23 protein-coding genes and 1 pseudogene are annotated in these 26,124 nt (G+C 73.2%); 20 read left to right on the forward strand and 4 right to left on the reverse strand.

All coding sequences use genetic code 11. The features are described 5' to 3' along the window. Window positions 1-103: 103 nt before the first annotated feature. Together B0E53_RS06485 and B0E53_RS06490 are read left to right on the forward strand one after the other, a co-directional pair. On the forward strand, window positions 104-1,498 hold the full coding sequence (locus tag B0E53_RS06485) for a cation:dicarboxylase symporter family transporter (RefSeq protein ID WP_107075159.1): 1,395 nt from the start codon (window positions 104-106) through the stop codon (window positions 1,496-1,498). Window positions 1,499-1,621: 123 nt separating this feature from the next. Beyond that, window positions 1,622-2,659, forward strand: coding sequence for an aminotransferase class V-fold PLP-dependent enzyme (locus tag B0E53_RS06490; RefSeq protein WP_107075160.1), 1,038 nt, complete (start codon window positions 1,622-1,624; stop codon window positions 2,657-2,659). Window positions 2,660-2,705: 46 nt separating this feature from the next. On the opposite strand, the gene B0E53_RS06495 is transcribed toward B0E53_RS06490, so the two are convergent. Further along, window positions 2,706-3,878 (reverse strand): acyl-CoA dehydrogenase family protein, encoded by a 1,173-nt coding sequence (locus B0E53_RS06495; protein WP_107075161.1) that lies wholly within the window; start codon window positions 3,876-3,878, stop codon window positions 2,706-2,708. A gap of 238 nt (window positions 3,879-4,116) precedes the next feature. Here B0E53_RS06495 and B0E53_RS06500 point away from each other — a divergent pair, with 238 nt between their 5' ends. From B0E53_RS06500 to B0E53_RS06510, 3 genes are read left to right on the forward strand one after another with little or no spacing between them, the layout of a single operon-like run. After that, window positions 4,117-4,770 carry a TetR/AcrR family transcriptional regulator C-terminal domain-containing protein gene (locus B0E53_RS06500; protein WP_107075162.1) on the forward strand — a complete coding sequence of 218 codons (654 nt, stop codon included), beginning with the start codon at window positions 4,117-4,119 and terminating at the stop codon, window positions 4,768-4,770. 44 nt (window positions 4,771-4,814) lie between these two features. Continuing rightward, window positions 4,815-6,257, forward strand: a complete 1,443-nt coding sequence (locus B0E53_RS06505) for an aldehyde dehydrogenase family protein (RefSeq protein WP_107075163.1) — start codon at window positions 4,815-4,817, stop codon at window positions 6,255-6,257. Next, complete coding sequence (locus B0E53_RS06510; RefSeq protein ID WP_246835269.1) at window positions 6,254-7,330, forward strand: zinc-binding dehydrogenase; 1,077 nt, start codon at window positions 6,254-6,256, stop codon at window positions 7,328-7,330. Before B0E53_RS06505 ends, B0E53_RS06510 begins: the two co-directional genes overlap by 4 nt. On the opposite strand, the gene B0E53_RS06515 is transcribed toward B0E53_RS06510, so the two are convergent. After that, the gene (locus B0E53_RS06515) at window positions 7,314-8,246 is read right to left on the reverse strand and encodes a TetR/AcrR family transcriptional regulator C-terminal domain-containing protein (protein WP_107075164.1); all 933 of its coding nucleotides are present in this window, start codon (window positions 8,244-8,246) and stop codon (window positions 7,314-7,316) included. The genes B0E53_RS06510 and B0E53_RS06515 overlap by 17 nt on opposite strands. Before the next feature lie 158 nt (window positions 8,247-8,404). On the opposite strand from B0E53_RS06515, the gene B0E53_RS06520 reads away from it, so the two are divergent. The 10 genes from B0E53_RS06520 to B0E53_RS06565 all read left to right on the forward strand — a co-directional run bounded on the left by B0E53_RS06520 (window position 8,405) and on the right by B0E53_RS06565 (window position 19,778). Continuing rightward, window positions 8,405-9,604 (forward strand): FAD-dependent monooxygenase, encoded by a 1,200-nt coding sequence (locus B0E53_RS06520; protein ID WP_107075165.1) that lies wholly within the window; start codon window positions 8,405-8,407, stop codon window positions 9,602-9,604. Window positions 9,605-9,822: 218 nt separating this feature from the next. After that, the gene (locus B0E53_RS06525; protein WP_107075166.1) at window positions 9,823-10,584 is read left to right on the forward strand and encodes an ABC transporter ATP-binding protein; all 762 of its coding nucleotides are present in this window, start codon (window positions 9,823-9,825) and stop codon (window positions 10,582-10,584) included. Next, entirely contained in the window at window positions 10,571-11,263 is a 693-nt protein-coding gene (locus B0E53_RS06530; protein WP_107075167.1) for an ABC transporter ATP-binding protein, read from the forward strand. Before B0E53_RS06525 ends, B0E53_RS06530 begins: the two co-directional genes overlap by 14 nt. A gap of 47 nt (window positions 11,264-11,310) precedes the next feature. Then, the gene (locus B0E53_RS06535; protein WP_107075168.1) at window positions 11,311-12,561 is read left to right on the forward strand and encodes an ABC transporter substrate-binding protein; all 1,251 of its coding nucleotides are present in this window, start codon (window positions 11,311-11,313) and stop codon (window positions 12,559-12,561) included. A gap of 70 nt (window positions 12,562-12,631) precedes the next feature. Further along, window positions 12,632-13,513, forward strand: coding sequence for a branched-chain amino acid ABC transporter permease (locus B0E53_RS06540; RefSeq protein WP_091309901.1), 882 nt, complete (start codon window positions 12,632-12,634; stop codon window positions 13,511-13,513). After that, window positions 13,510-14,529 carry a branched-chain amino acid ABC transporter permease gene (locus B0E53_RS06545; RefSeq protein ID WP_107075169.1) on the forward strand — a complete coding sequence of 340 codons (1,020 nt, stop codon included), beginning with the start codon at window positions 13,510-13,512 and terminating at the stop codon, window positions 14,527-14,529. The genes B0E53_RS06540 and B0E53_RS06545 overlap by 4 nt, the downstream gene beginning before the upstream one ends. A gap of 241 nt (window positions 14,530-14,770) precedes the next feature. Then, a complete protein-coding gene (locus tag B0E53_RS06550; RefSeq protein WP_168215240.1) occupies window positions 14,771-16,087 on the forward strand; it encodes a glycosyltransferase 87 family protein in 1,317 nt (438 codons plus the stop codon). Window positions 16,088-16,140: 53 nt separating this feature from the next. After that, window positions 16,141-17,301, forward strand: a complete 1,161-nt coding sequence (locus B0E53_RS06555; RefSeq protein WP_168215241.1) for an acyltransferase — start codon at window positions 16,141-16,143, stop codon at window positions 17,299-17,301. A gap of 291 nt (window positions 17,302-17,592) precedes the next feature. After that, the gene (locus B0E53_RS06560; RefSeq protein ID WP_107075172.1) at window positions 17,593-19,158 is read left to right on the forward strand and encodes an MFS transporter; all 1,566 of its coding nucleotides are present in this window, start codon (window positions 17,593-17,595) and stop codon (window positions 19,156-19,158) included. An 11-nt stretch (window positions 19,159-19,169) separates the two neighbouring features. After that, a complete protein-coding gene (locus B0E53_RS06565; RefSeq protein ID WP_107075173.1) occupies window positions 19,170-19,778 on the forward strand; it encodes a TetR/AcrR family transcriptional regulator in 609 nt (202 codons plus the stop codon). A 12-nt stretch (window positions 19,779-19,790) separates the two neighbouring features. Here the strand turns inward: B0E53_RS06565 and B0E53_RS06570 are convergent, their stop codons facing one another. Both B0E53_RS06570 and B0E53_RS06575 read right to left on the reverse strand, forming a co-directional pair. Further along, window positions 19,791-21,710, reverse strand: coding sequence for a helix-turn-helix domain-containing protein (locus tag B0E53_RS06570; protein WP_107075174.1), 1,920 nt, complete (start codon window positions 21,708-21,710; stop codon window positions 19,791-19,793). Window positions 21,711-21,724: 14 nt separating this feature from the next. Further along, a complete protein-coding gene (locus tag B0E53_RS06575; RefSeq protein ID WP_107075175.1) occupies window positions 21,725-22,507 on the reverse strand; it encodes a 3-hydroxybutyrate dehydrogenase in 783 nt (260 codons plus the stop codon). 181 nt (window positions 22,508-22,688) lie between these two features. Here B0E53_RS06575 and ruvC point away from each other — a divergent pair, with 181 nt between their 5' ends. The 5 genes and pseudogenes from ruvC to B0E53_RS06600 all read left to right on the forward strand — a co-directional run. Continuing rightward, the gene (ruvC, locus tag B0E53_RS06580) at window positions 22,689-23,216 is read left to right on the forward strand and encodes a crossover junction endodeoxyribonuclease RuvC (RefSeq protein ID WP_107075176.1); all 528 of its coding nucleotides are present in this window, start codon (window positions 22,689-22,691) and stop codon (window positions 23,214-23,216) included. After that, a complete protein-coding gene (ruvA, locus tag B0E53_RS06585) occupies window positions 23,213-23,815 on the forward strand; it encodes a Holliday junction branch migration protein RuvA (protein ID WP_091309873.1) in 603 nt (200 codons plus the stop codon). The genes ruvC and ruvA overlap by 4 nt, the downstream gene beginning before the upstream one ends. A gap of 55 nt (window positions 23,816-23,870) precedes the next feature. Beyond that, a complete protein-coding gene (gene ruvB, locus B0E53_RS06590; RefSeq protein WP_107075177.1) occupies window positions 23,871-24,935 on the forward strand; it encodes a Holliday junction branch migration DNA helicase RuvB in 1,065 nt (354 codons plus the stop codon). A gap of 124 nt (window positions 24,936-25,059) precedes the next feature. Further along, complete coding sequence (gene yajC / locus B0E53_RS06595; RefSeq protein WP_107075178.1) at window positions 25,060-25,422, forward strand: preprotein translocase subunit YajC; 363 nt, start codon at window positions 25,060-25,062, stop codon at window positions 25,420-25,422. A 224-nt stretch (window positions 25,423-25,646) separates the two neighbouring features. Continuing rightward, window positions 25,647-26,124 (forward strand): annotated as a pseudogene (locus B0E53_RS06600) (protein translocase subunit SecD); the annotation flags it as partial.

The following is a 26,124-nucleotide window of genomic DNA, read 5'->3' on the forward strand; positions in this document are numbered from 1 at the left end:
AAGTCTGGCCCACCCGACCGGTCCGTTTTCGGCCGCGAGTCGCGGAGGTGAACAGAATGAACGCAAGCGTGCCCTGCGCTGAGACCGGCGTCACATTGTCGGCATGGACACCACCACCACACCCACCCCCGCGGCCGCCCGGCCCGCCCGCCGGGACCGGACCCGGTACCTCTACCTGGCGGTCATCGCGGCCGTCCTCGCCGGCATCGTGGTCGGCCTCGCCGCGCCCGAGGTCGGCAAGGAGTTGAAGCCGCTGGGCACCGGCTTCGTGAACCTGATCAAGATGATGATCAGCCCGGTCATCTTCTGCACGATCGTCCTCGGCGTCGGGTCCGTCCGGCAGGCGGCCAGGGTCGGCAAGGTCGGCGGCCTCGCGCTCGGCTACTTCCTGCTCATGTCGACGGTGGCGCTGGCCATCGGCCTGGTGGTCGGCAACATCATCCACCCCGGCTCGGGCCTGCACCTCGGCCCGGAGGTGGCCGACGCGGGCAAGTCCGCCGCCGGTGGCGAGAGCGGCGACACCGTCGAGTTCCTGCTCGGCATCATCCCGACCTCGCTGTTCTCCGCGCTGACCGAGGGCTCGGTGCTCCAGACCCTGCTCGTGGCCCTGCTGGTCGGCTTCGCGGTCCAGGCCATGGGACGGCGCGGCGAGCCGGTGCTGCGTGCCGTGGAGGTGATCCAGCGCCTCGTCTTCAAGGTGCTGGCGATGATCATGTGGGCCGCCCCGATCGGCGCCTTCGGCGCGATCGCCGCGGTGGTCGGCGCGACCGGCGTGGACGCGCTGACCAGCCTGGCCCAGATCATGCTCGGCTTCTACGCCACCTGCCTGATCTTCGTGATCGTGGTGCTCGGCGCGCTGCTGCGGCTGGTGTCGGGCGTCTCGATCTTCTCCCTCCTGCGTTACCTGGGCCGGGAGTTCCTGCTGATCCTGTCCACCTCGTCGTCGGAGTCGGCGCTGCCCCGGCTGATCGCCAAGATGGAGCACTTCGGCGTCAGCAAGCCGGTCGTCGGCATCACCGTGCCCACGGGCTACTCCTTCAACCTCGACGGCACCGCCATCTACCTGACCATGGCCGCGCTGTTCATCGCCGACGCGCTGGGCAAGCCGATGGCGGTCGGCGAGCAGATCGGCCTGCTGGCCTTCATGATCATCGCCTCGAAGGGCGCGGCCGGGGTGACCGGCGCCGGCCTCGCCACCCTGGCCGGTGGCCTCCAGTCGCACCGGCCGGACCTGGTCGACGGCGTCGGGTTGATCGTCGGCATCGACCGGTTCATGTCCGAGGCCCGGGCGTTGACCAACTTCGCCGGCAACGCGGTGGCCACCGTGCTGGTCGGCACCTGGACCGGCGAGTTCGACCGGGCACAGGCCCACGCCGTGCTCAGCGGCCAGCGCCCGTTCGACGAGGCCACCATGCTCGACGACGACGAGCCGGCCGACGAGGCCCCCGAGCCGGTCCCGGCGCCGCGACCGGCCACCCCGGCCGACGCGCCGGCCTGACCCGACCGCGCAACCGGGCCCGCCGGACCCCCCGTCCGGCGGGCCCGGTCGGCGTGCCGGCGGGGACCACGAGGCGGGAATTGGCCGGCCCGGTGGCCGGCGGTGATCGTTAGCGTCGGTGGCATGGACGTGGAGCAGGCGCAGAAGCTGTGGCAGCCGGAGCCCGGCTGGTTGAACACCGCCAGTTACGGGCTGCCGCCCGAGCCGGCCTGGCAGGCGTTGCAGGACGCCCTGGCGGACTGGCGGGTGGGCCGGATCTCCTGGGAGGGCTGGGGTGTCGCCGCCGAGCGGGCCCGCGCCGGGTTCGCCCGGCTGGTCGGGGTGGCCCCGACGGACGTGACGATCGGCAGCACCGCCTCGCAACTGCTCGCCCCGGTGGCCGCCGCGCTGCCGGCCGGCGCCACGGTGGTCGTCCCCGAGGTGGAGTTCACCTCCAACCTGTTCCCCTGGCTGGTGCAGCAGGAGCGGGGCGTCCGGGTCCGCACCGTGCCGCTCGCCGGCCTGGTCGACGCGATCGACGCCGACACCGACCTGGTCGCGTTCAGCCTCGTGCAGTCCGCCGACGGCGCGGTCGCCCCGTACGAGACGATCGTCGCGGCGGCCCGGGCGCACGGCGCCCTCGTCGCGGTGGACGCCACCCAGGCCGCCGGCTGGCTGCCCTTCGACGCCGGGCTGGCCGACGTGGTGGCGGTGGCCGCGTACAAGTGGTTGATGGCGCCGCGCGGCGCGGCCTTCGGCTACCTGGCCCCGGCGCTGCGCGAGCGGCTGCGTCCCGACGCCGCCGGCTGGTACGCGGGCGCCGACCCGCACGCCTCCTACTACGGCCCGCCGCTGCGGCTGGCCGACGACGCCCGGCGCTTCGACATCTCGCCGGCCTGGTTCAGCTACGTCGGTGCGGCGCCCGCCCTGGAACTGCTCGCCGAGATCGGGCTGCCGGCCGTGCACGCCTACGACGTGGCGCTGGCCAACCGGTTCCTCGCCGGGCTGGGCCGGCCGCCCGGCGACAGCGCGATCGTCGCCGTCGAGGTGCCGGGCGCGCAGGAGAAGCTGGCCCGGGCCGGGGTGCGGGCGGCGGTCCGCGCCGGACGGGTCCGCGCCGCGTTCCACCTCTACACGACCGAGGAGGACGTCGACCTGGCCCTGGCGGCGCTGACGGGCTGAGGCGGCGGGGCTCCCACCCCGGGACCGGGCGGGAGCCACCACCGCCTCAGGCCAGGTGGCCGCCGATCTTCGTGTAGCCGCGCAACAGGTCGCGGGAGATGATCAGCCGCTGCATCTCGTCGGTGCCCTCGAAGATCCGGTACAGCCGGACCTGCCGGTACCAGCGCTCGATCGGCAGTTCCCGGGTGTAGCCCATGCCGCCGTGGATCTGGAGCACCCGGTCGACCACCCGGTTGACCATGCCGGCGCCGTAGAGTTTGCCCATCGAGGAGGCGTGCCGCGGGTCGAGGCCCTGGTCGACCGTCCACGCCGACCTCAGCACCAGCCAGCGGGCCGCCTCCAGCTCGGTCTCCGAGTCGGCGATCATCCACTGGATCGCCTGGTTGGTGCCGATCTTCGCGCCGAAGGTCTCCCGGGTGTTGGCATGGTCGATGGCCATCTGCAGGGCCCGCTCGGCGATGCCGATGGCGTGCGAGGGGATGGTGTACCGGCCCTTGCCGATCCACTCCATGCCCAGCGTGAAGCCCTGGCCGACCTCCCCGAGGATGTTGCGGTGCGGCACGTGTACGCCGTCGAAGATCAGCGATGCGGGCCCGCCCTCGCCCATGGTCTGGATGAACTCCGACCGCCAGCCCATCGCCCGGTCGACCAGGAACGCGGTCGCGCCGCCGTTGCGGGCGCCCTTCGCCGGGTCGGTCACCGCCACCACGATGGCGAAGTCGGCGTCGTTGCCGTTGGTGATGAACGTCTTCTCGCCGTCGAGGACCCAGTCGTCGCCGTCGCGGCGGGCGCGCAGCTTGATGTTCGCGGCGTCCGAGCCGGCGCCCGGTTCGGTGATCGCGAAGCAGGAGATCCGTTCTCCCTCGATGGTCGGGAGGAGGAACTCACGCTTCTGCTCCTCGGTGGCGTGGAACAGGATGTTGTCCGCCTCGCCACCGAAGCGGAACGGCACGAAGGAGCGGCCCAGCTCGGTCCAGATCAGCGACTGGAGCACCGCGGGCAGGTCCATCCCGCCGTACTCCTCGGGGGTGGCCAGGCCCCAGAAGCCGAACTTCTTCGCCTTGAGCTGCAACTCGCGCAGCTCGGAGCGGTCCAGGCCGGGCTGGTGGGCACGCTCGCGGCGCAGCACCTCCTGCTCCAGCGGCAGCACCTCGCGGGTGACGAAGGCGCGCACGGTGTCCCGGACGGCCCGTTCCTCGTCGGACAGTGCGAAGTCCACGATGCTCCCTCGGTCGGCGTGGCGGTGGACCGCCGCAATGCCGCGGCGGTCGCTCTTAAACTAGCGGTGTAAGTTTTCATCCGTCCAGACCCCTCCTCCGGCCGTCGCGGTGAGGCTCCGTCGCCGTGCCCCGGCTAGGGTGCGTGAGCAGGTGTTTCCGACGGGGGAGGCGGAGTGGCGGGATTCGACCGACGAGGGGTGCTCGGCGGAGGCGTCGGCCCGGCGCGGGTGGGCTGAGGTGCCGCGTCCCCGCCAGGCCCTGCTCAACCGCGACCGGATCGTCGAGACCGCGCTCGCGCTGATCGACGCCGACGGCCTCGGCGCGCTCTCCACCCGCCGGCTGGCCGCCGCGCTCGGCGTGCAGGGCCCCTCGCTCTACAACCACTTCGCCACCAAGGACGAGATCCTCGACGCGGTGGCGGACAGCGTCACGGCGACCGTCGACGTCAGCGTCTTCGACCGGTACGACTGGGTCGAGGGGCTGCGCCACTGGGCCCGGTCCTACCGGGAGGCGCTGGCCGCGCACCCGAACATCGTCCCCTACCTGGCGCAGGGGCCCGGACGCCGGCCGGCCGCGCTGGCCATGGCCGACGCCGTCTACGGCGCGCTGGTCCGGGCGGGCTGGCCGCCGGCCCGGGCCACCCACATCGGCGCCGCGCTGCGCTACTTCGTGGCCGGGTCGGCGCTCGGCTCGTTCGCCCGCGGCTTCGTGGAGGACCCGGAGTTGTACGCGGCGCACCCGCACCTCAACCAGGCCCACCGGCTGCGCGGCCACCAGCGCAGCGTCGACGAGGGCGCGTTCACCCTCGGCCTGGACGCGTTGCTGCACGGCCTCGCCGCCGAGTACGCCCGGACCGTGGCCCCTCTGGAACGCGGCAGCGGTCCGGGGTAGCGTCAAAACTCCCACTGCTAGTTTCCCGCCCCCGAAGGGACGCCATGGATCTCGCCGACGCGCCCCCCGCCCTGCTGGTCCGCCGCCATCTGCACGTCGCCGGGGACTGGGTCGAGCCGGCGGACGGCGGCACGATCCCGGTCGAGAACCCGGCCACCGGGGAGGTCATCGGGCAGGTCCCCGCCGGCACCCCGGCCGACGTGGACCGGGCCGTGGCCGCCGCCCGGGCCGCCTTCCCCGGCTGGGCCGCCACCGCCCCCGCCGAACGGGCCGCCCACCTCGACCGGCTGCACGCCGCCCTCGCCGCCCGGGCCGACGAGATCGCCCGCACCGTGGCCCTCGAACTGGGCACCCCGTTCAAGCTCGCCACCCGGATTCAGGCCGGGCTGCCGCTGACGGTGCTGCGCGGCATGGTCGACCTCGCGGCCCGCCCGCCCGCCGAGGAGACCATTGGCAACTCCCTCGTCGTCCGCGAGCCGGTCGGCGTGGTCGGCGCGATCACCCCGTGGAACTACCCGCTGCACCAGGTGGTCGCCAAGGTCGCCCCGGCCCTCGCCGCCGGCTGCACGGTGGTGCTCAAGCCCAGCGAGCTGACCCCGCTCACCGCGTACCTGCTCTTCGACGCGGTCACCGAGGCCGGGCTGCCGCCCGGGGTGGTCAACCTGGTGCCCGGCACCGGGCCGGTGGTCGGCGAGGCGCTGGCCGCCCACCCCGACGTCGACCTGGTCTCGTTCACCGGCTCCACCGCCACCGGCCGGCGGATCGCCCACCTGGCCGCCGACCGGATCGCCCGGGTCGCCCTGGAACTCGGCGGCAAGTCGGCCAACGTGATCCTCGCCGACGCCGACCTGCCCACCGCCGTCAAGGTCGGGGTCGGCAACGCGCTGCTCAACTCGGGCCAGACCTGCACCGCCTGGACCCGGATGCTGGTCCACCGCTACCGCTACGCCGAGGCGCTGGACCTGGTCGCGGCGGCCGTCGCCGGCTACCGGCCGGGCGACCCGTTCGACCCGGCCACCCGGCTCGGCCCGCTGGTCTCCGCCGCCCAGGCCGAGCGGGTCCGTGGGCACGTCGACCGGGCCCTCGCCGACGGCGCCCGGCTCGTCGCCGGCGGCCCGGACGCGCCGCTGCCGCCGCGCGGCCACTTCGTCGCCCCGACCGTCCTGGCCGACGTGCACCCGGACAGCGCCCTCGCCCAGGAGGAGGTCTTCGGCCCGGTGCTCGCGGTCATCCCGTTCGCCGACACCGACGAGGCGGTCGCCATCGCCAACAACTCCCGGTACGGGCTGGCCGGCGCGGTCTGGTCCGCCGACGAGGAGGCGGCGCTCGCCGTGGCCCGGCGGCTGCGTACCGGCCAGGTGGACGTCAACGGCGGCGCGTTCAACCCGCTCGCCCCGTTCGGCGGCTACAAGCAGTCCGGCCTCGGCCGTGAACTGGGCGGGTACGGCGTCGAGGAGTTCACCGAGCTGAAGGCGATCCAGCGGTGAGGGCGCTCGTGGTCCGCGGCCGGGGCGCCACCCCGGCCGTCGAGGAGGTACGCCTGCCCGACCCCGGCCCCGGCGAGCTGCGGGTCCGGATCCGGGCGGCCGGCATCTGCCACTCCGACCTGGCCATGGTGGACGGCACGGTGGCGCCCGCGTACCCGCTGGTGCTCGGGCACGAGGCGACCGGCGTGGTGGCCGAGGCCGGCCCCGGCACCCGGCTGGCCGTCGGCACGCCCGTGGTGCTCAACTGGGCGCCCGCCTGCCGCGCCTGCTGGCACTGCCGGCACGGCGAGCCCTGGCTCTGCGCCGCCAACACCGGGCCCTCGGTGGCCCGGGGGGAGACCGCCGACGGCGGCCCCCTCCAGGTCACCCTGGGCCTCGGCGCGCTCGCCGAGGAGGTGGTGGTGCCCGAGCGGGCCGCCATCGCGGTCCCGCCCGGCCTGCCGCCCGAGCAGGCCGCGCTGCTCGGCTGCGCGGTGCTCACCGGCACCGGCGCGGTCCGCAACACCGCCCGGGTCGCACCCGGCGAGTCGGTCGCGGTGATCGGCCTGGGCGGGGTCGGCCTCGCCGTGCTCACCGCCGCCCGGCGGGCCGGCGCGGGCCCGATCCTCGCCGTCGACGTGGCCGAGGCGAAGCGGGACCTCGCCCTCGCCGCCGGGGCCACCGACTTCCTCCGCTCCGACGACACCCTCGCCAAGGAGGTTCGGGCGCGCACCGAGGGACGCGGCGTCGACCACGCCTTCGAGTGCGTCGGCCGGTCCGTCACCATCCGGGCCGCCTGGCGCTGCACCCGGCGCGGGGGAGCGGTCACCGTGGTCGGCATGGGCGCCAAGGACGACCTGCTCAGCCTGTCGGCGCTGGACATCTTCCACTCGGCGCGCACCCTGCGGTCCTCGGTCTACGGCTCCTCCGACCCGGACCGGGAGGTGCCGGAGCTGGCCGGCGCGCTCGCCGACGGCAGCCTGGACCTGGCTCCGCTGGTCAGCGGCACCGTCCCGCTTGCGGAGGCGCCCGCGGCGCTGGACCGGCTGGCCCGGGGCGAGGGCGCCCGCTGGGTGGTCACCTTCCCGGACTGACCCCGGGCCGGCCCTCGATCAGCGCGGCGAACCCGTCGAGCAGCCGGCGCAGGCCGAAGTCGAAGACGCTCTCCAGGTCCAGCTCGACGCCGCCGGCGGTGAGGGCGTCCATGGTGGCCAGCCCGCCACCGGCCATCAGCTGCTGGAAGGTGGCCTGCTGCCGATCCACCCACTGCTCGTGGCTGAGGCCGGTGTCCTGCACCGCCTGCGCGCCCATCTCCAGGTTCGTGGCGATGCCCTTCACGTACGCCATCAGGGTGACCGCGACGTGCCAGCGCACCTGCGGGTCCAGGCCCAGGCCGGCGGTGGCCCGCAGCGCGCGGTCGGTGTGCGCCATGCCGTGCGGTAGCGGCTGCGGTCGGGCGATCGAGATGACGTGCGGCACCCAGCGGTGCCGGCGGTAGGCGGCCCACTGCGCCCGGGCGAGCAGATCCAACCGGGCCCGCCAGCCGGGCGGCTCCGTGGTCGGCAGCGGGGCGTCGGCCAGCGCCGCGTCGGCCATCGCCAGGATCAGCTCGTCCCGGCCGCGCACGTGCCGGTAGAGCGACATGGTGGCCACGCCCAGCTCGGCGGCGATCTGCCGCATGGACACCGCGGCCAGTCCGCCCTCGTCGGCCAGCGCCAGCGCGGTGCGCAGCACCCGCTCCCGGCTCAGCTCCGGCTCCGCCCGCCCAGGCTCCTGCCGTGGCTCCGCGACCACGGTGCCGGCGCCCGGGCGGGTCAGCACCAGCCCCTCGGCGCGGAGCAGGGCGAGCACCCGGGTCGCGGTGGCGATGGCCACGCCGTGCTCCCGGGTGAGCTGACGGGCCGAGGGCACCCGGTCGCCGGGACGCAGCTCGCCCAGGTTGATCCGGCGGCGGATCTCCGCGGCGATCCGCCGGTACGGCGGCTCCTGACCCCGACCGCGTTGCGTCATCCCGGCCACCTCCGCCGCGAAGCGTACTAGTACACCGGGGCCGCCGGCCCGGCCGGACCGGGCACCGTACTAGGTCGCTGGCAGCGTCCGGGGCGCGCCGACCTTAGCGTCCTCCCCACACCGGATGGACGGTGTACGCGCGAACTCGGGAGAACACCATGAACGACAGGACCGTGCTCATCTCCGGCGCCGGCGTGGCCGGCCCCGCCCTCGCCTTCTGGCTGCGCCGGTACGGCTTCGCCGTGACCGTGGTGGAAAACGCCCCCGGGCTGCGCCCCGGCGGGCAGGCGGTCGACGTGCGGGGGACCGCCCGGGAGGTGGTCGACCGGATGGGCCTGACCGCCCGGATCCGGGCCGAGACCCTCCGGGAGCAGGGCATGGCGTACGTCGACGAGCGGGGCGGGGTGCGCGCCCGGCTGCCGGTGCACGCCTTCGACGGGGAGGGGATCGTCGCCGACATCGAGATCGAGCGCGGCGACCTGGCCCGGCTGCTGTACGACGCGACCCGGGACGACGTCGAGTACGTCTTCGACGACTCGATCGAGACGCTGACGCAGACCGGGGACGGGGTGCGGCTCACCTTCGCCCGCTCCGCCCCGCGCACCGTCGACCTGGTGGTCGGGGCGGACGGCTCGCACTCCCGCACCCGGGCGCTGGCGTTCGGGCCGGAGTCGGCGTACGTGCGGCCGCTCGGCGCGTACCTGGCCTACTTCTCCACCCCCTACCGGGACGGGACCGGCTGGTTCCTGCTGCACAACGCGCCCGGCGGCCGGGTGGTCGGCACCCGCCCCACCCGGGACGGCCGGGCCGCCGCGTTCTTCAGCTTCCGCTCCCCGGAACTCGACGTGGACCGCCGGGACCGGGCCGCCCAGCAGCGGCTGCTCGCCGAGCGCTTCGCCGGCGTCGGTTGGCGCGCCGCCGAGCTGCTGGCCGCCGCCCCGGACGCCGGCGACTTCTACTTCGACCGGTACGGCCAGGTACGGATGGAGCGCTGGAGCGCCGGGCGGGTGGCGCTGCTGGGCGACGCGGCCTGGTGCCCGTCCCCGCTCACCGGGCAGGGCACCAGCCTGGCGCTGGTCGGGGCGTACCTGCTGGCCGGGGAGCTGGCCGCGGCGCGGGGCGACCACGCGGTGGCGTACCGCCGTTACGAGGAGCTGCTGCGGCCGCACGTGACCCGCGGCCAGGAGCTGCCGGGCGGCGGCATCGGCGGCTTCCTGCCGGCCAGCCGGACGGCGATCCGGATGCGCGACGCGTCGATGCGGGCCATGACCTCCCGTCCGCTGCGCGGACTGGCCACCCGGCTCTTCTTCAGCAAGGCCGACGGGCTCGACCTGCCGGAGTACGCGACCGCCCGGTGACGGTGCCGCACCACATGTCGACGGCCGCCGATCCGTCGGGTTGCCCGCGGACGGGCCCGCCCCCTATGGCGGGCGAGCCCGTCCCCTCCCGGCCGAATGTGTGGAGGATCGACATGGCTCGACTCTGCCGGTGCGCCGTAGGTTTCCTGCACGCGACGGCCCTGTGACCCCGGTCACCGACCTGGCCGGCGCGGGACGGACGTGCGGAGGGTGAGGCGATGGCCGGCCAAGCGATCCTGTCGGCCCGTGGGCTGACCCGGGACTTCCGGGGCTTCCGGGCGGTCGACGGGGTCGACCTCGACGTGGCGCCGGAGACCGTGCACGCCCTGGTGGGGCCGAACGGCGCCGGCAAGACCACCCTGTTCAACCTGCTCACCGGATTCCTGCCGCCCAGCGCCGGCCGGATCGAGCTGGCCGGCCGGGACGTGACCGGCCTGCCCCCGGAGCGGGTCGCCCGGCTCGGCGTGGCCCGCTCCTTCCAGATCACCAGCCTCTTCCCGCAGCTGGGCGCGCGGGAGCACGTCGAACTGGCCCTCCAGTCGCCGAGCGGGCTGGGCTGGCGGTTCTGGCGCTCGGCGAAGCTGATGCGCCGCTACCGGGACCGGGCCGACGAACTGCTCGCCATGGTCGGCCTCGCCGAGCTGGCCGAGGCCCCAGCCGAGGCCCTCGCGTACGGGCGCAAGCGCGCCCTGGAACTGGCCATCGCGCTCGCCCTCGACCCGAAGGTGCTGCTGCTCGACGAGCCCACCGCCGGGATGGGGCTGGAGGACGTGGACCGCACCGTCGACCTGATCGCCAGGGTCCGGGAGGGCCGGACCGTGGTCATGGTCGAACACAACATGAGCGTGGTGGGCCGGCTCGCCGACACGGTCACCGTCCTGCAGGCCGGCAAGGTCCTGGTCGAGGGGCCGTACGAGCAGGTCCGCGCCGACGAGCGGGTCATCACCGCCTACCTGGGAGCCGCGGATGCTGCGCATTGAGAACCTCTCCGCCTGGTACGGCGAGGCCCAGGTGCTGCGGGACGTGAGCCTGGAGGTGGCCGCCGGCGAGGTGGTCACCCTGGTCGGGCGCAACGGCGCCGGCAAGTCCACCCTGTTGCGGTCGGTGATGGGGCTGCACCCGGGCCAGCGCGGCACGGTCAGCTTCGCCGACCGGGACGTCACCAGGCTGCCCGCGTACAAGCGGGCTCGGCTCGGGCTCGGCTGGGTCCCCGACGACCGGGGCGCGTACGCCACCCTGACCGTCACCGAGAACCTGACCCTGCCGCCCCGCGTCGGCCCGGACCCGTGGCCGCTGGAGCGGGTGTACGAGGCGTTCCCCGCCCTCTACAGCCGGCGGGACTCGGCGGCCACCATGCTCTCCGGCGGCGAGCAGCAGATGCTCGCCCTGGCCCGGGTGCTGCGGATGGGCGCCCGGCTGCTGCTCTGCGACGAGCCCACCGAGGGCCTGTCGCCGCTGCTCGTGCAGCAGGTGGGCGACCTGCTGCGGGAGGCCAAGAAGCACGGCGTCACCGTGCTGCTGGTCGAGCAGAACCTGCACTTCGCCACCGGCGTAGCCGACCGGCACTACCTGCTGGCCGAGGGACGGATCGCGGAGGCGATGGACAACTCCGAGGTGCGCTCGCGGGAGCGCGAGCTGCTGGCGTACCTCGGAATCTGACAACGACGGCTGACCCGCGCGGACCGCGCGGTACGGAAGGATTCGACATGCGCAGGAGCGTGGGTGTGGCCGCCGCCTCGGCGGCGGTGCTGGTGGTCGCCGGCTGCGGCGGCGGTGGCCCGCAGTCCGGCGGCGACCAGAAGCTGACCGGCGACAAGATCGTGCTGGGCGTCCTCAACGACCAGTCGGGGGCCTACTCGGAGCTGTCCGGGCGGAACTCGGTCAAGGCCGTGGAGATGGCCATCGCCGACTTCAAGGCCAAGTACGGCGACAAGGCCGTCACCAAGAACATCAGCGTGGAGACCGCCGACCACCAGAACAAGCCGGACGTGGCCAACAGCAAGGCCCAGGAGATGTACGACCGCAAGGGCGTCGACGCCATCCTGGACGTGCCGACCTCCTCGGCCGCCCTCAAGGTCGCCGACGTGGCCAAGGAGAAGAAGAAGCTCTACTTCAACATCGGCGCGGCGACCACGGACCTGACCGGCAAGAGCTGCAACAAGTACACGTTCCACTACGCGTACGACACCTACATGCTGGCCCACGGCACCGGCACGGTGACCACCGAGCAGGTCGGCAAGAACTGGTACATCCTCTACCCGAACTACGCCTTCGGGCAGGACATGGAGAAGAGCTTCTCCGCCGCCATCACCGCCGCCGGCGGGAAGGTGGTCGGCAAGGACGGCGCGCCGTTCCCGAACACCAGCGGCGACTACTCCTCGTTCCTGCTCAAGGCCCCCACGCTGAACCCGAAGCCGCAGGTGCTCGGCACCATGCAGGCCGGCGCCGAGCTGGTCAACGTGGTCAAGCAGTACAACGAGTTCAAGCTGCGGGACAAGGGCGTCGGGCTGGCCGTGGGCCTGATGTTCATCACCGACATCCACTCGCTCACCCCGGCCGCGCTCGCCGGCACCACCTACACCGACGCCTGGTACTGGAACTTCGACCAGCAGAACCGGGAGTGGGCCGACAGGTTCCAGAAGGAGACCGGCACCCGGCCGTCCTTCGCGCACGCGGCCAACTACTCCGCCGCCATGCAGTACCTGGAGGCCGTGCAGGCCGCCGGCACCGACGACGCGGACACCGTGGTCAAGGGCCTGGAGGGTAAGGAGGTCAACGACCTCTTCCTGCGCAACGGCAAGATCCGCGCCGAGGACCACCGGGTCATCCACGACGCGTACCTGGCCCAGGTGAAGCCGCAGGCCGAGGTCAGCGAGCCGTGGGACTACGTGAAGATCCTCAAGACCATCCCGGCGGCCGAGGCGTTCCGCGCCCCGTCGGCCGACTGCAAGATGTGAGCGCGAGGAGTGAGCCGGTTTTGCGAGCCCCGCAGTCGCGAACGGAAGAAGGCGAGGTGACGACGAGCTGATGTCAGGTTTCCTGCAGAACACGTTCAACGGGCTGGTGGGCGGGGCGTTCTACGCCCTGCTCGCCCTCGGGCTGGCGGTCATCTTCGGCATGCTCCGGGTGGTGAACTTCGCTCACGGCGCCTTCTACATGCTCGGCGCCTTCGGGGCGTACGTGCTGCTCGCCGAGGCGGGCGTGCCGTTCTGGGCCGCGTTGGTGATCATGCCGCTGGCGCTGGGCCTGCTCGGCATGGTGCTGGAGCGGGCGGTGATCCACCGGCTGACCCGGCTCGACCCGCTCTACAACTTCCTGCTCACCTTCGGCCTCACGCTGATCCTGCAGGACCTGGTGAAGTCCCGGTACGGCGTGCAGTCCAGCCCGTACGCCACCCCGGCCGAGCTGAGCGGGACGGTCGACTTCGGTCTCTTCGACTTCCCCACCTACCGGGTCTTCATCCTCGGCTTCACCGTGCTGCTCTGCGTCGCGGTCTGGTGGGTGCTCGGCCGGACCCGGGTCGGCATGGTGGTCCGGGCCGCCACCGAGCGTCCCGAGCTGACCCGGGCCTTCGGCATCGACGTGGGGAAGTGGGTCACCCCGGTGTTCGGCTTCGGCATCGCCCTGGCCGGGCTGGCCGGGGTGCTCGCCGCCCCGATGCGGGCGGTGAATCCGCTGATGGGCGCCGATTTGATCATCGTGGTCTTCGCGGTCGTGGTGATCGGCGGGCTCGGCTCGATCTTCGGCTCGGTCGCCGCGGGCTTCGGCATCGGCCTGATCCAGGCCTGGGGCGAGGCGTACCTGTCGGACTTCCCGATCGTGTCCCAGACCGTCGTGTTCGTGGTGATGGCCGCGGTGCTGCTCTGGCGGCCGGCCGGCCTGTTCGGCCGTGAGGAGGCACCGGCATGACCAGCGCCGTCGACATCCCCGCCGAGGAGTCGGCCCGGCCCGCCCCGCCGTCGGGGCTGCTCACCGTCGCCCGGGCGCCCGGCTGGGTCCGGTACGCGCTGCTCGCCGCCGGCCTGGTCGTGGCGCTCTGGCTACCGAACGGGCTCTACCCGGCGGTGGCCGTGGACATCCTCTGCTGGGCGCTCTTCGCCGTCTCGGTGGACCTGCTGCTCGGCTTCACCGGGCTGATGTCCTTCGGGCACGCCGCCTTCTGGGGCACCTCGGCGTACGTGACCGGGCTGGTCGCGATCCACGCCGGCCTGCCCTTCCCGGCGGCCGTGCTGGCCGGCGCCCTGGCCGCGGCGTTGCTCGCGCTGCCGATCGGTTACCTCGCGGTCAAGCGCACCGGCATCTACTTCGCCATGGTCACCCTGGCCTTCGCGCAGATGGTCTACTACGTGGCCAACGAGTGGCGCACGGTCACCCAGGGCGAGAACGGCCTCCAGGGTGTGCCCCGGGAGTTCTTCGGCGCCGACCTCACCGACGACTACTACTTCTACTACGCGATCCTGCCGATCGTGCTGCTCGGCCTGCTCGCCGCCTGGCGGATCGTGCACTCGCCGTTCGGCCGGGTGCTGGTCGGCATCCGGGACAACCCGGCCCGGGCCCGCGCGCTGGGCTACCCGGTGCACCGCTACAAGCTGACCGCATTCGTCCTCTCCGGCTTCCTGGCCGGGCTCGGCGGCGGGCTCTTCGCGGTCGGCCACCGGTTCGTCTCGCTGGACGTGCTGCACTGGACCACCTCCGGCAAGGCGGTCATCGTGGTGGTGCTCGGCGGCATCGGCACCCTCTGGGGCGGCGTGCTCGGGGCGGCCCTGGTGGTCCGGCTGGAGGACTGGTTGTCGTTCTCCGGCTTCGAGGCCATCGGCCTGGTCACCGGCGGCATCTTCCTCCTCGTCGTGCTGCTGTTCCGGCGGGGCATCTGGGGCACGGTCGCCCACCTGCTCCGCCGCCGGGGAGCGGGCCGCCGCGGATAGCTCCCGCTGGGACATCTCGGGGGCGACGGTGCCCGTCCGGTCGGTCAGGCGTGACCTCGCCGCGCCGGTCACGGCCGCCCCCGGGTTCCCGGCAGTACCGACCGTTCGCTGCCCGGACGTCGCCGGCGACCTCCTCGGGCAAGCGGTAACACGGAGCGATCTACCGACTACTGTAAGCCACTGAATGCGCAAGGGGCCGTTACCTCCAGTGCGGGCGATCCGGGCTAAGATTCGGCCCACTATGGTCATCCAGCGCATCCGCCGGTTCGCCGCCGGCGTGGCGGCCGATCATGCCGCCCGCCCACGCACCGCCCTACCGAACTGGCTCCTCGTCCCTGGCGTGGCCGTGCTGGCCGCCTCGCTCGCGGCGTACGTCGCGTTCGTGCGTGCCTATCCGTTCGGCGGGACGGACTTCATGATGTACCTCGGGGCCACCCACGCCTTCCTGGACGGGCAGCCCGTCTACCAGCTCGGGTACACCGGGTTGGGCCTTCCCTACACCTACCCGCCGATCACCCTGCCGTTCCTGGTCCCGCTGACCTGGTTCGACGAGCGGGTGGCCCTCCATCTCATGACCACTCTGGGTATCGCGGCGATGCTCGTGGCCCTGTGGTTCACCACCAGGATGCTCGGCTACGAGGGCGCCCGCGGCCGCCTCGGTCTCGTCGCCGCCATCGGCGCGGTGCTGGTCTGGACCGAGCCGCTGCAGCGCAACCTCGGCCTCGGCCAGATCAACATCCTGGTCATGCTGCTGGTCGTGGCCGACCTCGCGCTGTCCGACCGTAGCCGGTTCAAGGGCATCGGCATCGGTGCCGCGACCGCGACCAAGCTGCTGCCCGGCCTCTTCGTGCTCTACCTGCTGCTCACGCGGCGGATCCGGGCCGCCATCGTCGCGACGGGCACCTTCGTCGGGCTCACGCTGCTGGGCGCGATCATCCAGCCGGGCGGTTCGTACGACTACTGGCTGACCGGGCGGGCGTTCGACTCGCACCGGGTACTGATGGTTTCCGGCCCCCGCTACGGAGGCAACCAGTCTCTCCAGGGCTTCACCGCACGCCTGCTCGAGACGGACGAGCAGAACACGATCTGGTGGATGCTGTCCGTGGTGATCGTCCTGGTCGCCGGTCTCGCCCTCGCGACCGCGCTGCAGCGGCACGGCGAGGAGGCCATGGCGATGGTCGTCGTGGGCTTCACCATGCTTCTCATCTCGCCGGTGAGCTGGTCGCATTACTGGATCTGGATCGGCCCGATGATGCTCGTCCTCGTCGACGTCGTGCGCCGCTCACCCGCCCGGGCGCGGGTGCTCACCGGCGTCGTGGCGGTGGCCGCGATCCTGCCCTTCCTCATGTGGCCGGGCCCCGCGCGGAACGGCGACACCATCCCGAGAGGGCTGATCTGGCAGGCGGGCCACCTGGACGGCCTGGCCCGGCGGCTCGCCGTCGACCCCTACGTGCCGACCATGCTGGTACTCTTCGCGCTCGCCGCGGTGTGGCTGTACTGGCGCTCCGAGCGAAAGCTGACGGCAATGCCGGCCGTCAGCGTCGCCGCTGCCCCATGACCACCTTCCCCGACCGACACCGACTCGACCGTCACGACCACCAGGAGGCGTCGATGACGCAGGCGATGGACGAGCGCGCGGTCGCCGCGCCGACGACCAGACCGGTTCAGCCCGGCCAACGCCCGGAACTGCCACGACAGGCCGGCGCGCCGGCGCCGGCCGCCGGGACCGCTCCCGCCCGACGGCCGCGCCTGCTGATTCTCGACGGGCTGCGGCTCGGCGCGGCCCTCATGGTTGTCGTGTACCACCTCGTGGGCGACAAGATCGGCGTCTGGGATGCCTCCGCCGCGACCACCTTCGGCCCGGTGCACTCCGCCGCCAAGTACGGCTTCCTCGGCGTGCAGCTCTTCTTCATCATCAGTGGCTTCGTCATCTGCATGAGCGCCTGGGGCCGTTCCGTCGGGGACTTCTTCGTCTCCCGGGTCGTGCGGCTCTACCCCGCCTACTGGTTCGCGGTCCTGCTCACGGCCGGCGTGCTCGTGGCCGTGCCCAGGGGCCCCCGCGTCCAGGCCCGCGAGGTGCTGGGCAACCTGACGATGATGCAGGACTTTCTCGGCATCCGGCACCTCGACCTGTCGTACTGGACGCTCACCGTCGAGATGGCCTTCTACATCTTCTTCGCCGTCCTCGTCGCGCGCGGCCTGTCCTACCGGGGCGTGGTGGCCTTCTGCGCCATCTGGACGGTCGCCTCGCTGATCGTTCCGAAGCTCGGCAACCCGTGGCTCACCAACGTCGTGGCGGCCAGCCACTCCAGCTACTTCATCGCCGGCATCGCCCTCTACCTCATCCACCGCTTCGGCCCGAGCCTGCTGTTGTGGTCGGTCGTGGGCCTCTCCTGGCTGATCGCGCTCACCCGGCTGCCCAACCTCGCCCAGGCCCGCGACGTCGCCTACGCGCCGACGGCCGTCATCGTGACGCTCTTCTTCCTCGTGATGGCGGCGGTCGCGCTGAACCGCTTCGCCTGGGTGAAGGCGGGCTGGGTCGCGACAGCCGGAGCGCTGACCTACCCGCTCTACCTCATCCACCAGACGGTCGGGCTCGCCGTCATCGAGCGGGTTCAGGGCTTCCTGCCGCCGTGGCTGCTGATCACCGCTCTGGTCGTGTGCCTGCTCATCGCCGCGTGGTTGATCCACCGGCTGATCGAGCGACCCGTCGCCCGATGGATGAAGCGGCAGCTCGGCGCGTCCATGCGTCAGGTACGCGAGGCCAGCTGACGAGGCCGCCGCCGATCCGGCGGCGCATCCGGACCGCGGCGTCCCGACGAACCCCGGGTAGTGGAGTGCTACCCGGGGTTCGTCTGTCGCTGACCAACCGATGCCGGCCGCTGCCCGCCGGAGGACGGCGCTGCGCGAGCGGGCTGCCTGCCTGGCCCGGCCGTCGGCGTGACCTGGAGCACAAACGATACGAACCGGTTCCGTATCGAAACACTCTCACCTACGCTCGGCAGCGTTACGAGTCTGTCCCGTATCGTATTTGACGCGGGTGAGTCGGGGGGAGAAACCCGAGTGGAACCGCACGAGAACACCGGACACCCGAGGAGGTGGGCGATCCTGGGGGTGCTGGTGATCAGCCTCCTCGTGGTCGTCCTCGACAACACCATCCTCAACGTCGCCCTGCGTACCCTCGCCGACCCGGTGCACGGCCTCGGGGCCAGCCAGGGTGAGCTGGAGTGGGCGATCAACTCCTACACGCTGGTCTTCGCCGGGCTGCTGTTCACCTTCGGCGTCCTCGGCGACCGCCTCGGTCGCAAGCGCTTCCTGATGGTCGGCCTGGCCCTGTTCGGGCTGGCCTCGCTGCTCTCCGCGTACGCCCAGGACCCGGGCCAGCTGATCGCCACCCGCGCCCTGATGGGCGTCGGCGGCGCGGCCATCATGCCGGTGACCCTGTCGATCATCTCCAACGTGTTCGACCCCCGGGAACGGGCCAAGGCGATCGGCATCTGGGCCGGCGCCGTCGGCCTGGCGGTGGCCATCGGCCCGGTGCTCGGCGGCGCCCTGCTGGAGCACTACTGGTGGGGCTCGGTCTTCCTGATCAACGTGCCGGTCGTGGTGCTCGGCGTGGTGCTCGTGGCCACCCTCGTTCCGGAGTCCCGCGACCCCCGGCCGGGCCGGGTGGACATGCTCGGCGTACTGCTCTCCGTGGTCGGCCTGGTCGCCCTCACCTACGGCATCATCGACGGCGGCGAGCACGGCTTCGACCGGCCGCGGGTGTGGCTGGCGATCGTCGGTGGGCTCGCGGTGCTCGGCTGGTTCGTCGCCCACGAGCTGCGCAGCGACCACCCGTCGCTGGACGTCCGGCTGTTCCGGGTGCCCCGGTTCGCCGCCCCGGTGGCGCTGGTCGGCCTGGTCTTCTTCGCCGCGATGGGCGTGATGTTCTTCGGCGCGTTCTACCTCCAGCTGGTCCGCGGCTACAGCCCGCTGGAGAGCGGCCTGCTCTTCCTGCCCTTCGCGGCCGCCCAGCTGATCTTCGCGCCGCGCAGCGCCGCCATGGTGCGTCGCTACGGCGGCCGGGCGGTCGCCGCGGTCGGGCTGCTGCTCACCGCCGCCGCGCTCGGCGCGTTCGTGCTCATCGACGCGGACACCCCGATCTGGATCTTCTCGGCGCTGGGCTTCGTGCAGGGCGCCGGGATGGCCAACATCATGCCGCCGGCCACCGAGTCGATCATGTCGGCGCTGCCCCGGGAGAAGGCCGGCGTGGGCTCGGCGGTGAGCAACACGGTCCGCCAGGTGGCCGGTGCGCTCGGCGTGGCGGTGCTCGGTTCGGTGCTCTCCGCGGTCTACCGCAACGACGTGGCCTCGGCCGTGTCCGGCCTGCCCGGCCCGGTCCGCGACGCCGCCCAGGAATCGATCTCCGGGGCGTACGCCGTCGCCGGCCGGCTCGGTGCCGGCGCCCCCCGGCTCATCGACGCGGCGAACAGCTCGTTCGTCTCGGCGATGCACTGGGCGGCGGGGGTGTCCGCGCTGGTGGCGCTACTCGGCTTCGTCATCGTGCTGCGCTGGATGCCCGGCCGCCCGGTGATCGAGACCGACGCCCGGCCGGCCACCGAGCGGGAGTTGGCCGGGACCGCGTAGGTTCGGCGACAATGTCTGACATGACCCCTACGGCTGATGCTCCGCGGTCGCCCGGGCGACCGCGGAGCGTCCGCGCGGACGAAGCGATCATCGAGGCCACCCTCGACCTGCTCGCCGAGGGCAGCACCCTCGAGGCGCTCTCGATCGAGGCGATCGCCGCCCGCGCCGGCGTTGGCAAGGCCACCATCTACCGCCGCTGGCCCGGCAAGGACGCGTTGCTGATGGACGCGTTGCGCCGGCTCAAGGGGGTGCCGCCGCAGCCCGCCGGGCACTCCGTCCGCGACGACCTGGTGCTGCTGGTCGGCGCGGTCGGCCACAACATCGACCCGCGCGCCGCCAGGATCATGCCCTGTCTGGTGCCCGAGGTGAACCGCAGCCCGGACCACTTCCAGCTCTACCAGAACATGATCGAGCCGCGGCGGAAGCTGATGCGCGAGGTGCTGCGCCGCGGGGTGGACAGTGGGGAACTCCGCGCCGACCTGGACATCGAGCTGGCCATGGCACTGCTCACCGGCCCGATGCTGATCCAGCGGGTGCTGCGCTGGCACCCCGAACTCGACGAGCGGATCCTGCCCGAGCGGATCGTGGACGGCGTCCTCGAAGGCATCCGCGCCCGCTGAACCGCGGGCGGATCAGCCCGGCGGGGTGCGCAGGCGGTGCAGGCGCAGCGCGAGCTGCACCTCCAGGGCGCGCTCCGGCCTCTGCCAGTCCGCGCCGAGCAGCTGCCCGACCCGCTCCAGCCGCTGGGTCACCGTGTTGACGTGCACGTGCAGCAGCTCCGCCGCCCGGGCCAGGCTGCCGCCCACGCCGAAGTACGCCTCCAGCGTCCTCACCAGCGCGGTGCCCCGCCGGGCGTCGTAGTCGACCACCGGCCCCACGGTGGCGGTGAGGAAGCGGTCCACGTCCCGGTCACCCGAGTCGCCGACCGCGCCCAGCAGCAGCCCCACGAAGCCCAGCTCGGCCGTGCTCGCCCCCTGCCCGGCCCGGCCCAGCGCGCCCAGCGCCGTCAGGCACCGCTCCGCCTCGGCGAAGGTCACGGCCAGCGAGGCCGGGCCCGTCGACGGCCCGCTCGCCCCGGCGGTCACCGGCCGGCCGGTCACCCGGGACAGGTCCCGGGCCACCGCCCGGGCCGCCCCGCCCGCATCCTGGCCGGGCAGCATGAGCACCACCCGCCCGTCGCGCGCCGCCGCCAGCCCGCCCCGGGTCGAGGCGTACGTGGTGGCCCAGGAGAGCACCCGCTGCCGGGCCGAGCCGGTGGCGGCGATCGCGTCGTCGCCGACCGCCACGAGCACGTGCGGGGCGTCCAGGTCCACGCCGAGCCGGCGGGCCCGGCTGCGCAGCGCGTCGGTGTCCCGCAGCGGCCGGGCGATCAGGTCGTCCAGCAGCTCGCCCCGGACCCGCCCCTCCGCCTCCGCCACCGTACGGCGGAACAGCAGCAGCAGCGCCGTGACAAGCGCGGCCCGCTCCAGGATCCGCTGGTCGGCGTCGACCAGCTCGCCGTCCGGTCGCAGCACCAGCGCGCCGAGGTTCTCCGCGCCGGCCACCACGGCGGCGTACCAGAGCGGACCCCGGCGGACGCTGCGCCCCTCGGTGCGGGACGCGGCCACCGCCTCGACGATGTCCGCCCGGTCCGGCTCCTCGATCTCGCCCACCCGGGCCAGCTGCCGCCCCTCGGCGTCCAGCGCCAGCAGCTCACCGCCCAGCACCTCGGTGACGGCCGCCGCCACGTCCTCCATCCCGCCGCCACGCACCACGAGGGCGGTCATCCGGTCGTGGGCCGCGGCGGCGCGCTCCACCGAGCTGCTGTGCGCCCGGATCGTGCTGTTCGCCGCCGACAGCTCCTCCAGCGCCGACCGGGTCTCGGCCAGCAGCCGGGCCGTGTCGATCGCCACGGCGGCGTGCGCGGCCAGGGAGACCAGCAGCGACACCTCCTCCCGGGCGAACGGCCGGGCGGAGCGGTTGGCCGCGTAGAGCACGCCGATCACGCTCGACCCCAGCCGCAGCGGGACGCCCAGGATGGCCACCAGGCCCTCCTCGCCCACCCCGCCGTCGATCTCCCCGGTGTGCTTGAAGCGCTCGTCCTCCTGGTAGTTGGAGGTGACGTACGGGGTGCCGGTCTGCGCCACGAGGCCGCCCAGGCCGTCGCCCATCTCCAGCCGCAACCGCTGGAAACGCGCCGAGATCGAGCCGTCGGTGACCCGCATGTAGGTGTCGCCGCGCTCGTCGTCGTTGAGCGTCATGTACGCCACGTCGGTGCCGAGCAGGATCCGCGCCCGGTGCACGATGGCCCGCAGCACGTCGTCCAGGTCGCGCAGCCCGGCCAGGTCGCTGGCCGTGTCGTACAGGCCGGAGAGCTCGGTCTCCCGGCGGCGCCGCCGCTCCAGCAGCGCCCGGACCCGCAACGCCACCAGCTTCGCCTGCTCCAGCTCGGCGATGCGCTCGGCGGGCAGGCCGGCGGCGCGGGCGGCGACCAGCGGGCCCTCGAACTCGACCGCGGCGGCCTCCCGCGCCAGCAGCTCCAGGAACTCGACCGGCGACGACATGACCGACATTGTGCGCGAGGCCACTAGTTGGCCGTCCAGCCCCCGTCGAGGGCGATCGACGCGCCGGTGATGAACGCGGCGGGCGGCGAGCACAGGTACGCGACCAGCTCCGCCACCTCCTCCGGCTCGATCAGCCGCTTGATCGCCGCCCGGGCCAGCATGATCTTCTCCACCACCTCGTCCTCGCCGATGCCGTGACTGGCCGCCTGGTCGGCGATCTGGCTCTCGACCAGCGCGGTCCGCACGTAGGCCGGGTTGATGCAGTTGGCGGTCACCCCGTGCGGTGCGCCCTCCAGCGCCACCACCTTCGACAGCCCCTCCAGGGCGTGCTTCGCCGAGACGTACGCCGCCTTGAACGGCGAGGCGCGCAGCCCGTGCACCGAGGAGATGTTGACGATTCGGCCCCACCCGTTCGCGTACATCCGCGGCAGCGCCCGGCGGATCAGCAGGAACGGCGCCTCCACCATCACCCGCTGGATGTACTCGAAGCGCTCGACGGGGAAGTCCTGCACCGGCGCCACGTGCTGGAGGCCGGCGTTGTTGACGACGATGTCCACGTCGACGTCGAGCCGGTCCACCGCCTCCACGTCGGCCAGGTCGACGCCCTCCGCCCGGCCGCCCGCCTCCGCGGCCACCGCCTTGGCCGCCTCCACGTTGCGGTCGACCACCAGCACCGCCGCGCCGGCCGCCGCCAGGCGCAGGGCACAGGCCCGTCCGATGCCGCTGCCACCACCGGTCACCAGCGCAGCGCGACCGGAGAGGTCGACGTTCACGACGTGGGGGACCGCCACGGGTTCTGCCGTCATGGCGCAAGAAGTTACGAGCTGTGTGGCCGGCGGCACATGGGGCAGCGACACATACTCGACCGCTTCAGTGTGTGGCGCGGATCCCGCCCGCCGGCTCCCGGCGTGTCCGCCCGGCCGGGTGCCGGGGCGCCCCAGTAGGGTGTCGAACACACGTACTGCTGACGGCTGGGGAGGAGGCGGCGTGCGCGTGCTGGGCGTCGACCCGGGGCTGACCCGGTGCGGGGTCGGCGTGGTCGAGGGCGTGCCGGGCCGACCCTGCACCCTGGTCGCCTACTACGTCGTCTACACCGACCCCGCCGACGAGCTGCCGCTGCGCCTGCTGCACCTGGACCGCTCGCTCACCGACCTGGTCGCCGAGCACCGGCCCGACGCCGTGGCCGTCGAGCGGGTGTTCAGCCAGCACAACGTCCGCACCGTGATGGGCACCGCCCAGGCCAGCGGGATCGCGGTGCTCGCCGGGGCGCGCGCCGGGCTGCCCGTGCAGACCTACACCCCGAGCGAGGTGAAGGCGGCGGTGACCGGTTCCGGTCAGGCCGACAAGGCGCAGATGACCGCCATGGTCACCCGGCTGCTGCGGCTGCCCGAGCCGCCCCGCCCGGCCGACGCCGCCGACGCCCTGGCCCTGGCCATCTGCCACGTCTGGCGCGGCGGCACCCGGTCCAAGCTGGCCGTCGCGGCCGAGCGGGCACGACGAGGAGGAGCGCGATGATCGCCAGCGTGCGCGGCACGGTGACCGCGACCGGTCCGGACCACGCGGTGGTGGAGGTGGGCGGCATCGGCCTGGCGGTGCAGTGCGCCCCCGGCACCCTCGCCGAGCTGCGGGTCGGCCAGCCCGCCCGGCTGGCCACCAGCCTGGTGGTCCGGGAGGACTCGCTCACCCTCTACGGCTTCGCCGACGACGACGCCAAGCAGCTCTTCGAACTGCTCCAGACCGCCAGCGGGGTCGGTCCGCGGCTGGCCCAGGCGGTGCTCGCCGTGCACACCCCGGACGCGGTCCGCAAGGCCATCGCCAACGCCGACACCGCCGCGCTGACCCGGGTGCCCGGCATCGGCAAGAAGGGCGCCGAGCGGCTCGTGCTCGAACTGCGCGACCGGATCGGCCCGGTGCCCATCGGGGCGGACGGCGCGGCCGGGGTGACCGCCGGCGCCTGGCCGGAGCAGGTCCGCCAGGCCCTGGTCGGGCTCGGCTGGACCGCCGCCCAGGCCGAGCAGGCGGTGGCCGCGGTCGCCGAGACCGTCGACGGCGAGACCCCGCCCGTGCCGGTCCTGCTCAAGCAGGCCATCCGCCTCCTGGGCCGCACCCGATGAGCGCGAGGAGTGAGCCGGGTCTGCGAGCCCCGCGGTCGCAACTGAAGGCCAGCGCATGAGCAGTGAGAACCTGGTCTCGGCGTACGTCAGCGACGCGGAACGGGACGCGGAGGCCAGCGTCCGGCCGAAGCGGCTGGAGGAGTTCATCGCCCAGCACCGGGTCCGCGACCAGCTCGACCTGCTGCTTCAGGGCGCCATGCGGCGCGGCTCCCCGCCCGACCACATCCTCCTGTCCGGGCCGCCTGGCTTGGGAAAGACCACCCTGGCCAACATCGTGGCCGCCGAGCTGGGCTCGGGGATCCGGGTGACCAGCGGGCCGGCGATCGAGCGCTCCGGCGACCTGGCCGCGATCCTGACCAGCCTCGCCGAGGGCGACGTGCTCTTCATCGACGAGATCCACCGGATCGCCAAGCCGGCCGAGGAACTGCTCTACAGCGCCATGGAGGACTTCCGGGTCGACGTGGTGGTCGGCAAGGGCCCGGGGGCCACCGCCATTCCGCTCGACGTCGAGCCGTTCACCCTGGTCGGCGCGACCACCCGGTCCGGCCTGCTCACCGGTCCGATGCGGGACCGGTTCGGCTTCGTGGCGCACCTCGACTTCTACTCTCCGGCCGACCTGGAGACGTTGCTGCACCGGTCCGCCCGGATCCTCGGCGTGCCGATCACCGAGGAGGGGGCGGCGGAGATCGCCGGGCGGTCCCGGGGCACCCCCCGGATCGCCAACCGGCTGCTGCGCCGGGTGCGCGACTTCGCCGAGGTCCGCGCCGACGGGGTGGTCAACCTGGCGACCGCCCGGGCCGCCCTCACCGTCTACGACGTCGACGCGCTGGGCCTGGACCGGCTGGACCGGGCGGTGCTCAGCGCCCTGGTCGACTCCTTCCGGGGCGGCCCGGTCGGGCTCTCCACCCTCGCCGTGGCGGTGGGGGAGCAGCCGGACACGGTCGAGGAGGTCTGCGAGCCCTTCCTGGTCCGGGCCGGGTTGCTGGCCCGTACGCCGCGTGGCCGGGTCGCCACCGCGGCCGCCTGGCACCATCTGGGGCGTACGCCGCCGAATGGTACATTTGGCGCGGATGCCCCGCCGGTGCCCGATCTGTTCTCGGCCCAGACCGATCAGCCGTGATCCGAACGTGATCTGTGCCGCATTCGGTGTTCTCAGGTGCAGGGATTAGACTTCGCCGCGGCTTGTACAGGACGTGAGAATCCGCCTCCGCTCCGGCACCCCGCAGGGGTGGGAGTGGAGGCCAATGGGAAGGTCGACAACCGTGCAAAACCTTGCAGCGGGTGGTGGAGGGGCCGGCGGCCTGACGCCGATCCTCATGATCGCTCTGCTCTTCGGCGTCATGTACTTCATGATGATCCGCCCCCAGCAGAAGCGTCGCCGTGAGGCCGAGCAGATGCAGTCCGCGCTCGGCGTGGGCGACGAGGTGGTCACCATCGGCGGGCTCTACGGCACGGTCACCGGGGTCGAGGACGAGACGGTCCTGCTCGAGGTCGCCCCGGGCGTGCAGACCCGGTACGCGCGTCCGGCGATCGCCCGTGTGGTGAAGCGGGTCGAGGCCCCGGAGGCCGAGACGATCACCGAGGAAGCCGAGTCGGTCAAGGAGTGACCGCCGGCCCCGGACGGGGCAGCGGATTCACTCACACAAGTGGATAGTTGGGTCGGCGTCCGACGCCGGCACGCGAGGAACCCCGCGCGACGCCGCCGCGTCGTGTGCCGGGAAGGCGTGCCGTCCGGCGGCGCCGACCCGCCGGAGCAGTCGGGCGGACACCCCCGGCCCGACATTCCCGCCGCTGTCGAAGCGGCGCGACCGTACAGGGAGACAGGACAGCCGTGGCACCACCTCAGGGACAGATGCGCCCCGGACGGCAGCTCGCCGTGCTCGGGTACATCTTCGTCGTCCTCTATCTTTTGGTGTTCTTCTCGGGCGGCGCCAGCGGTGGCTGGAAGGATCGGCTGGAGCCCCGGCTCGGCCTGGACCTGATCGGCGGCACCCGCGTGACGCTCGAGGCCACCAACAGCGTGGACGGCAAGCCCCCGACTGCCGCCAACCTTGAGGAAGCGCGCCAGATCATCGAGAACCGGGTCAACGCCTACGGCGTGGCCGAGGCCGAGGTGATCACCGAGGGCAACCGCAACATCGTCATCTCCCTGCCCGGTGAGAACCGGGACCTGACCGACGTCGGCAGCGCCGCCGAGCTGCGCTTCCGCAAGGTGCTCAAGGCCACCGACGGCAGCGGCGCCGCCGCCGCGCCGGCCCCGACCGCCAGCGCCACCCCGGCCCCGTCGGGCAGCGCCACCCCGGCCCCGT

It is taken from the genome of Micromonospora sp. MH33 (assembly GCF_003013775.1).
Taxonomy (GTDB): domain Bacteria; phylum Actinomycetota; class Actinomycetes; order Mycobacteriales; family Micromonosporaceae; genus Micromonospora; species Micromonospora fulviviridis.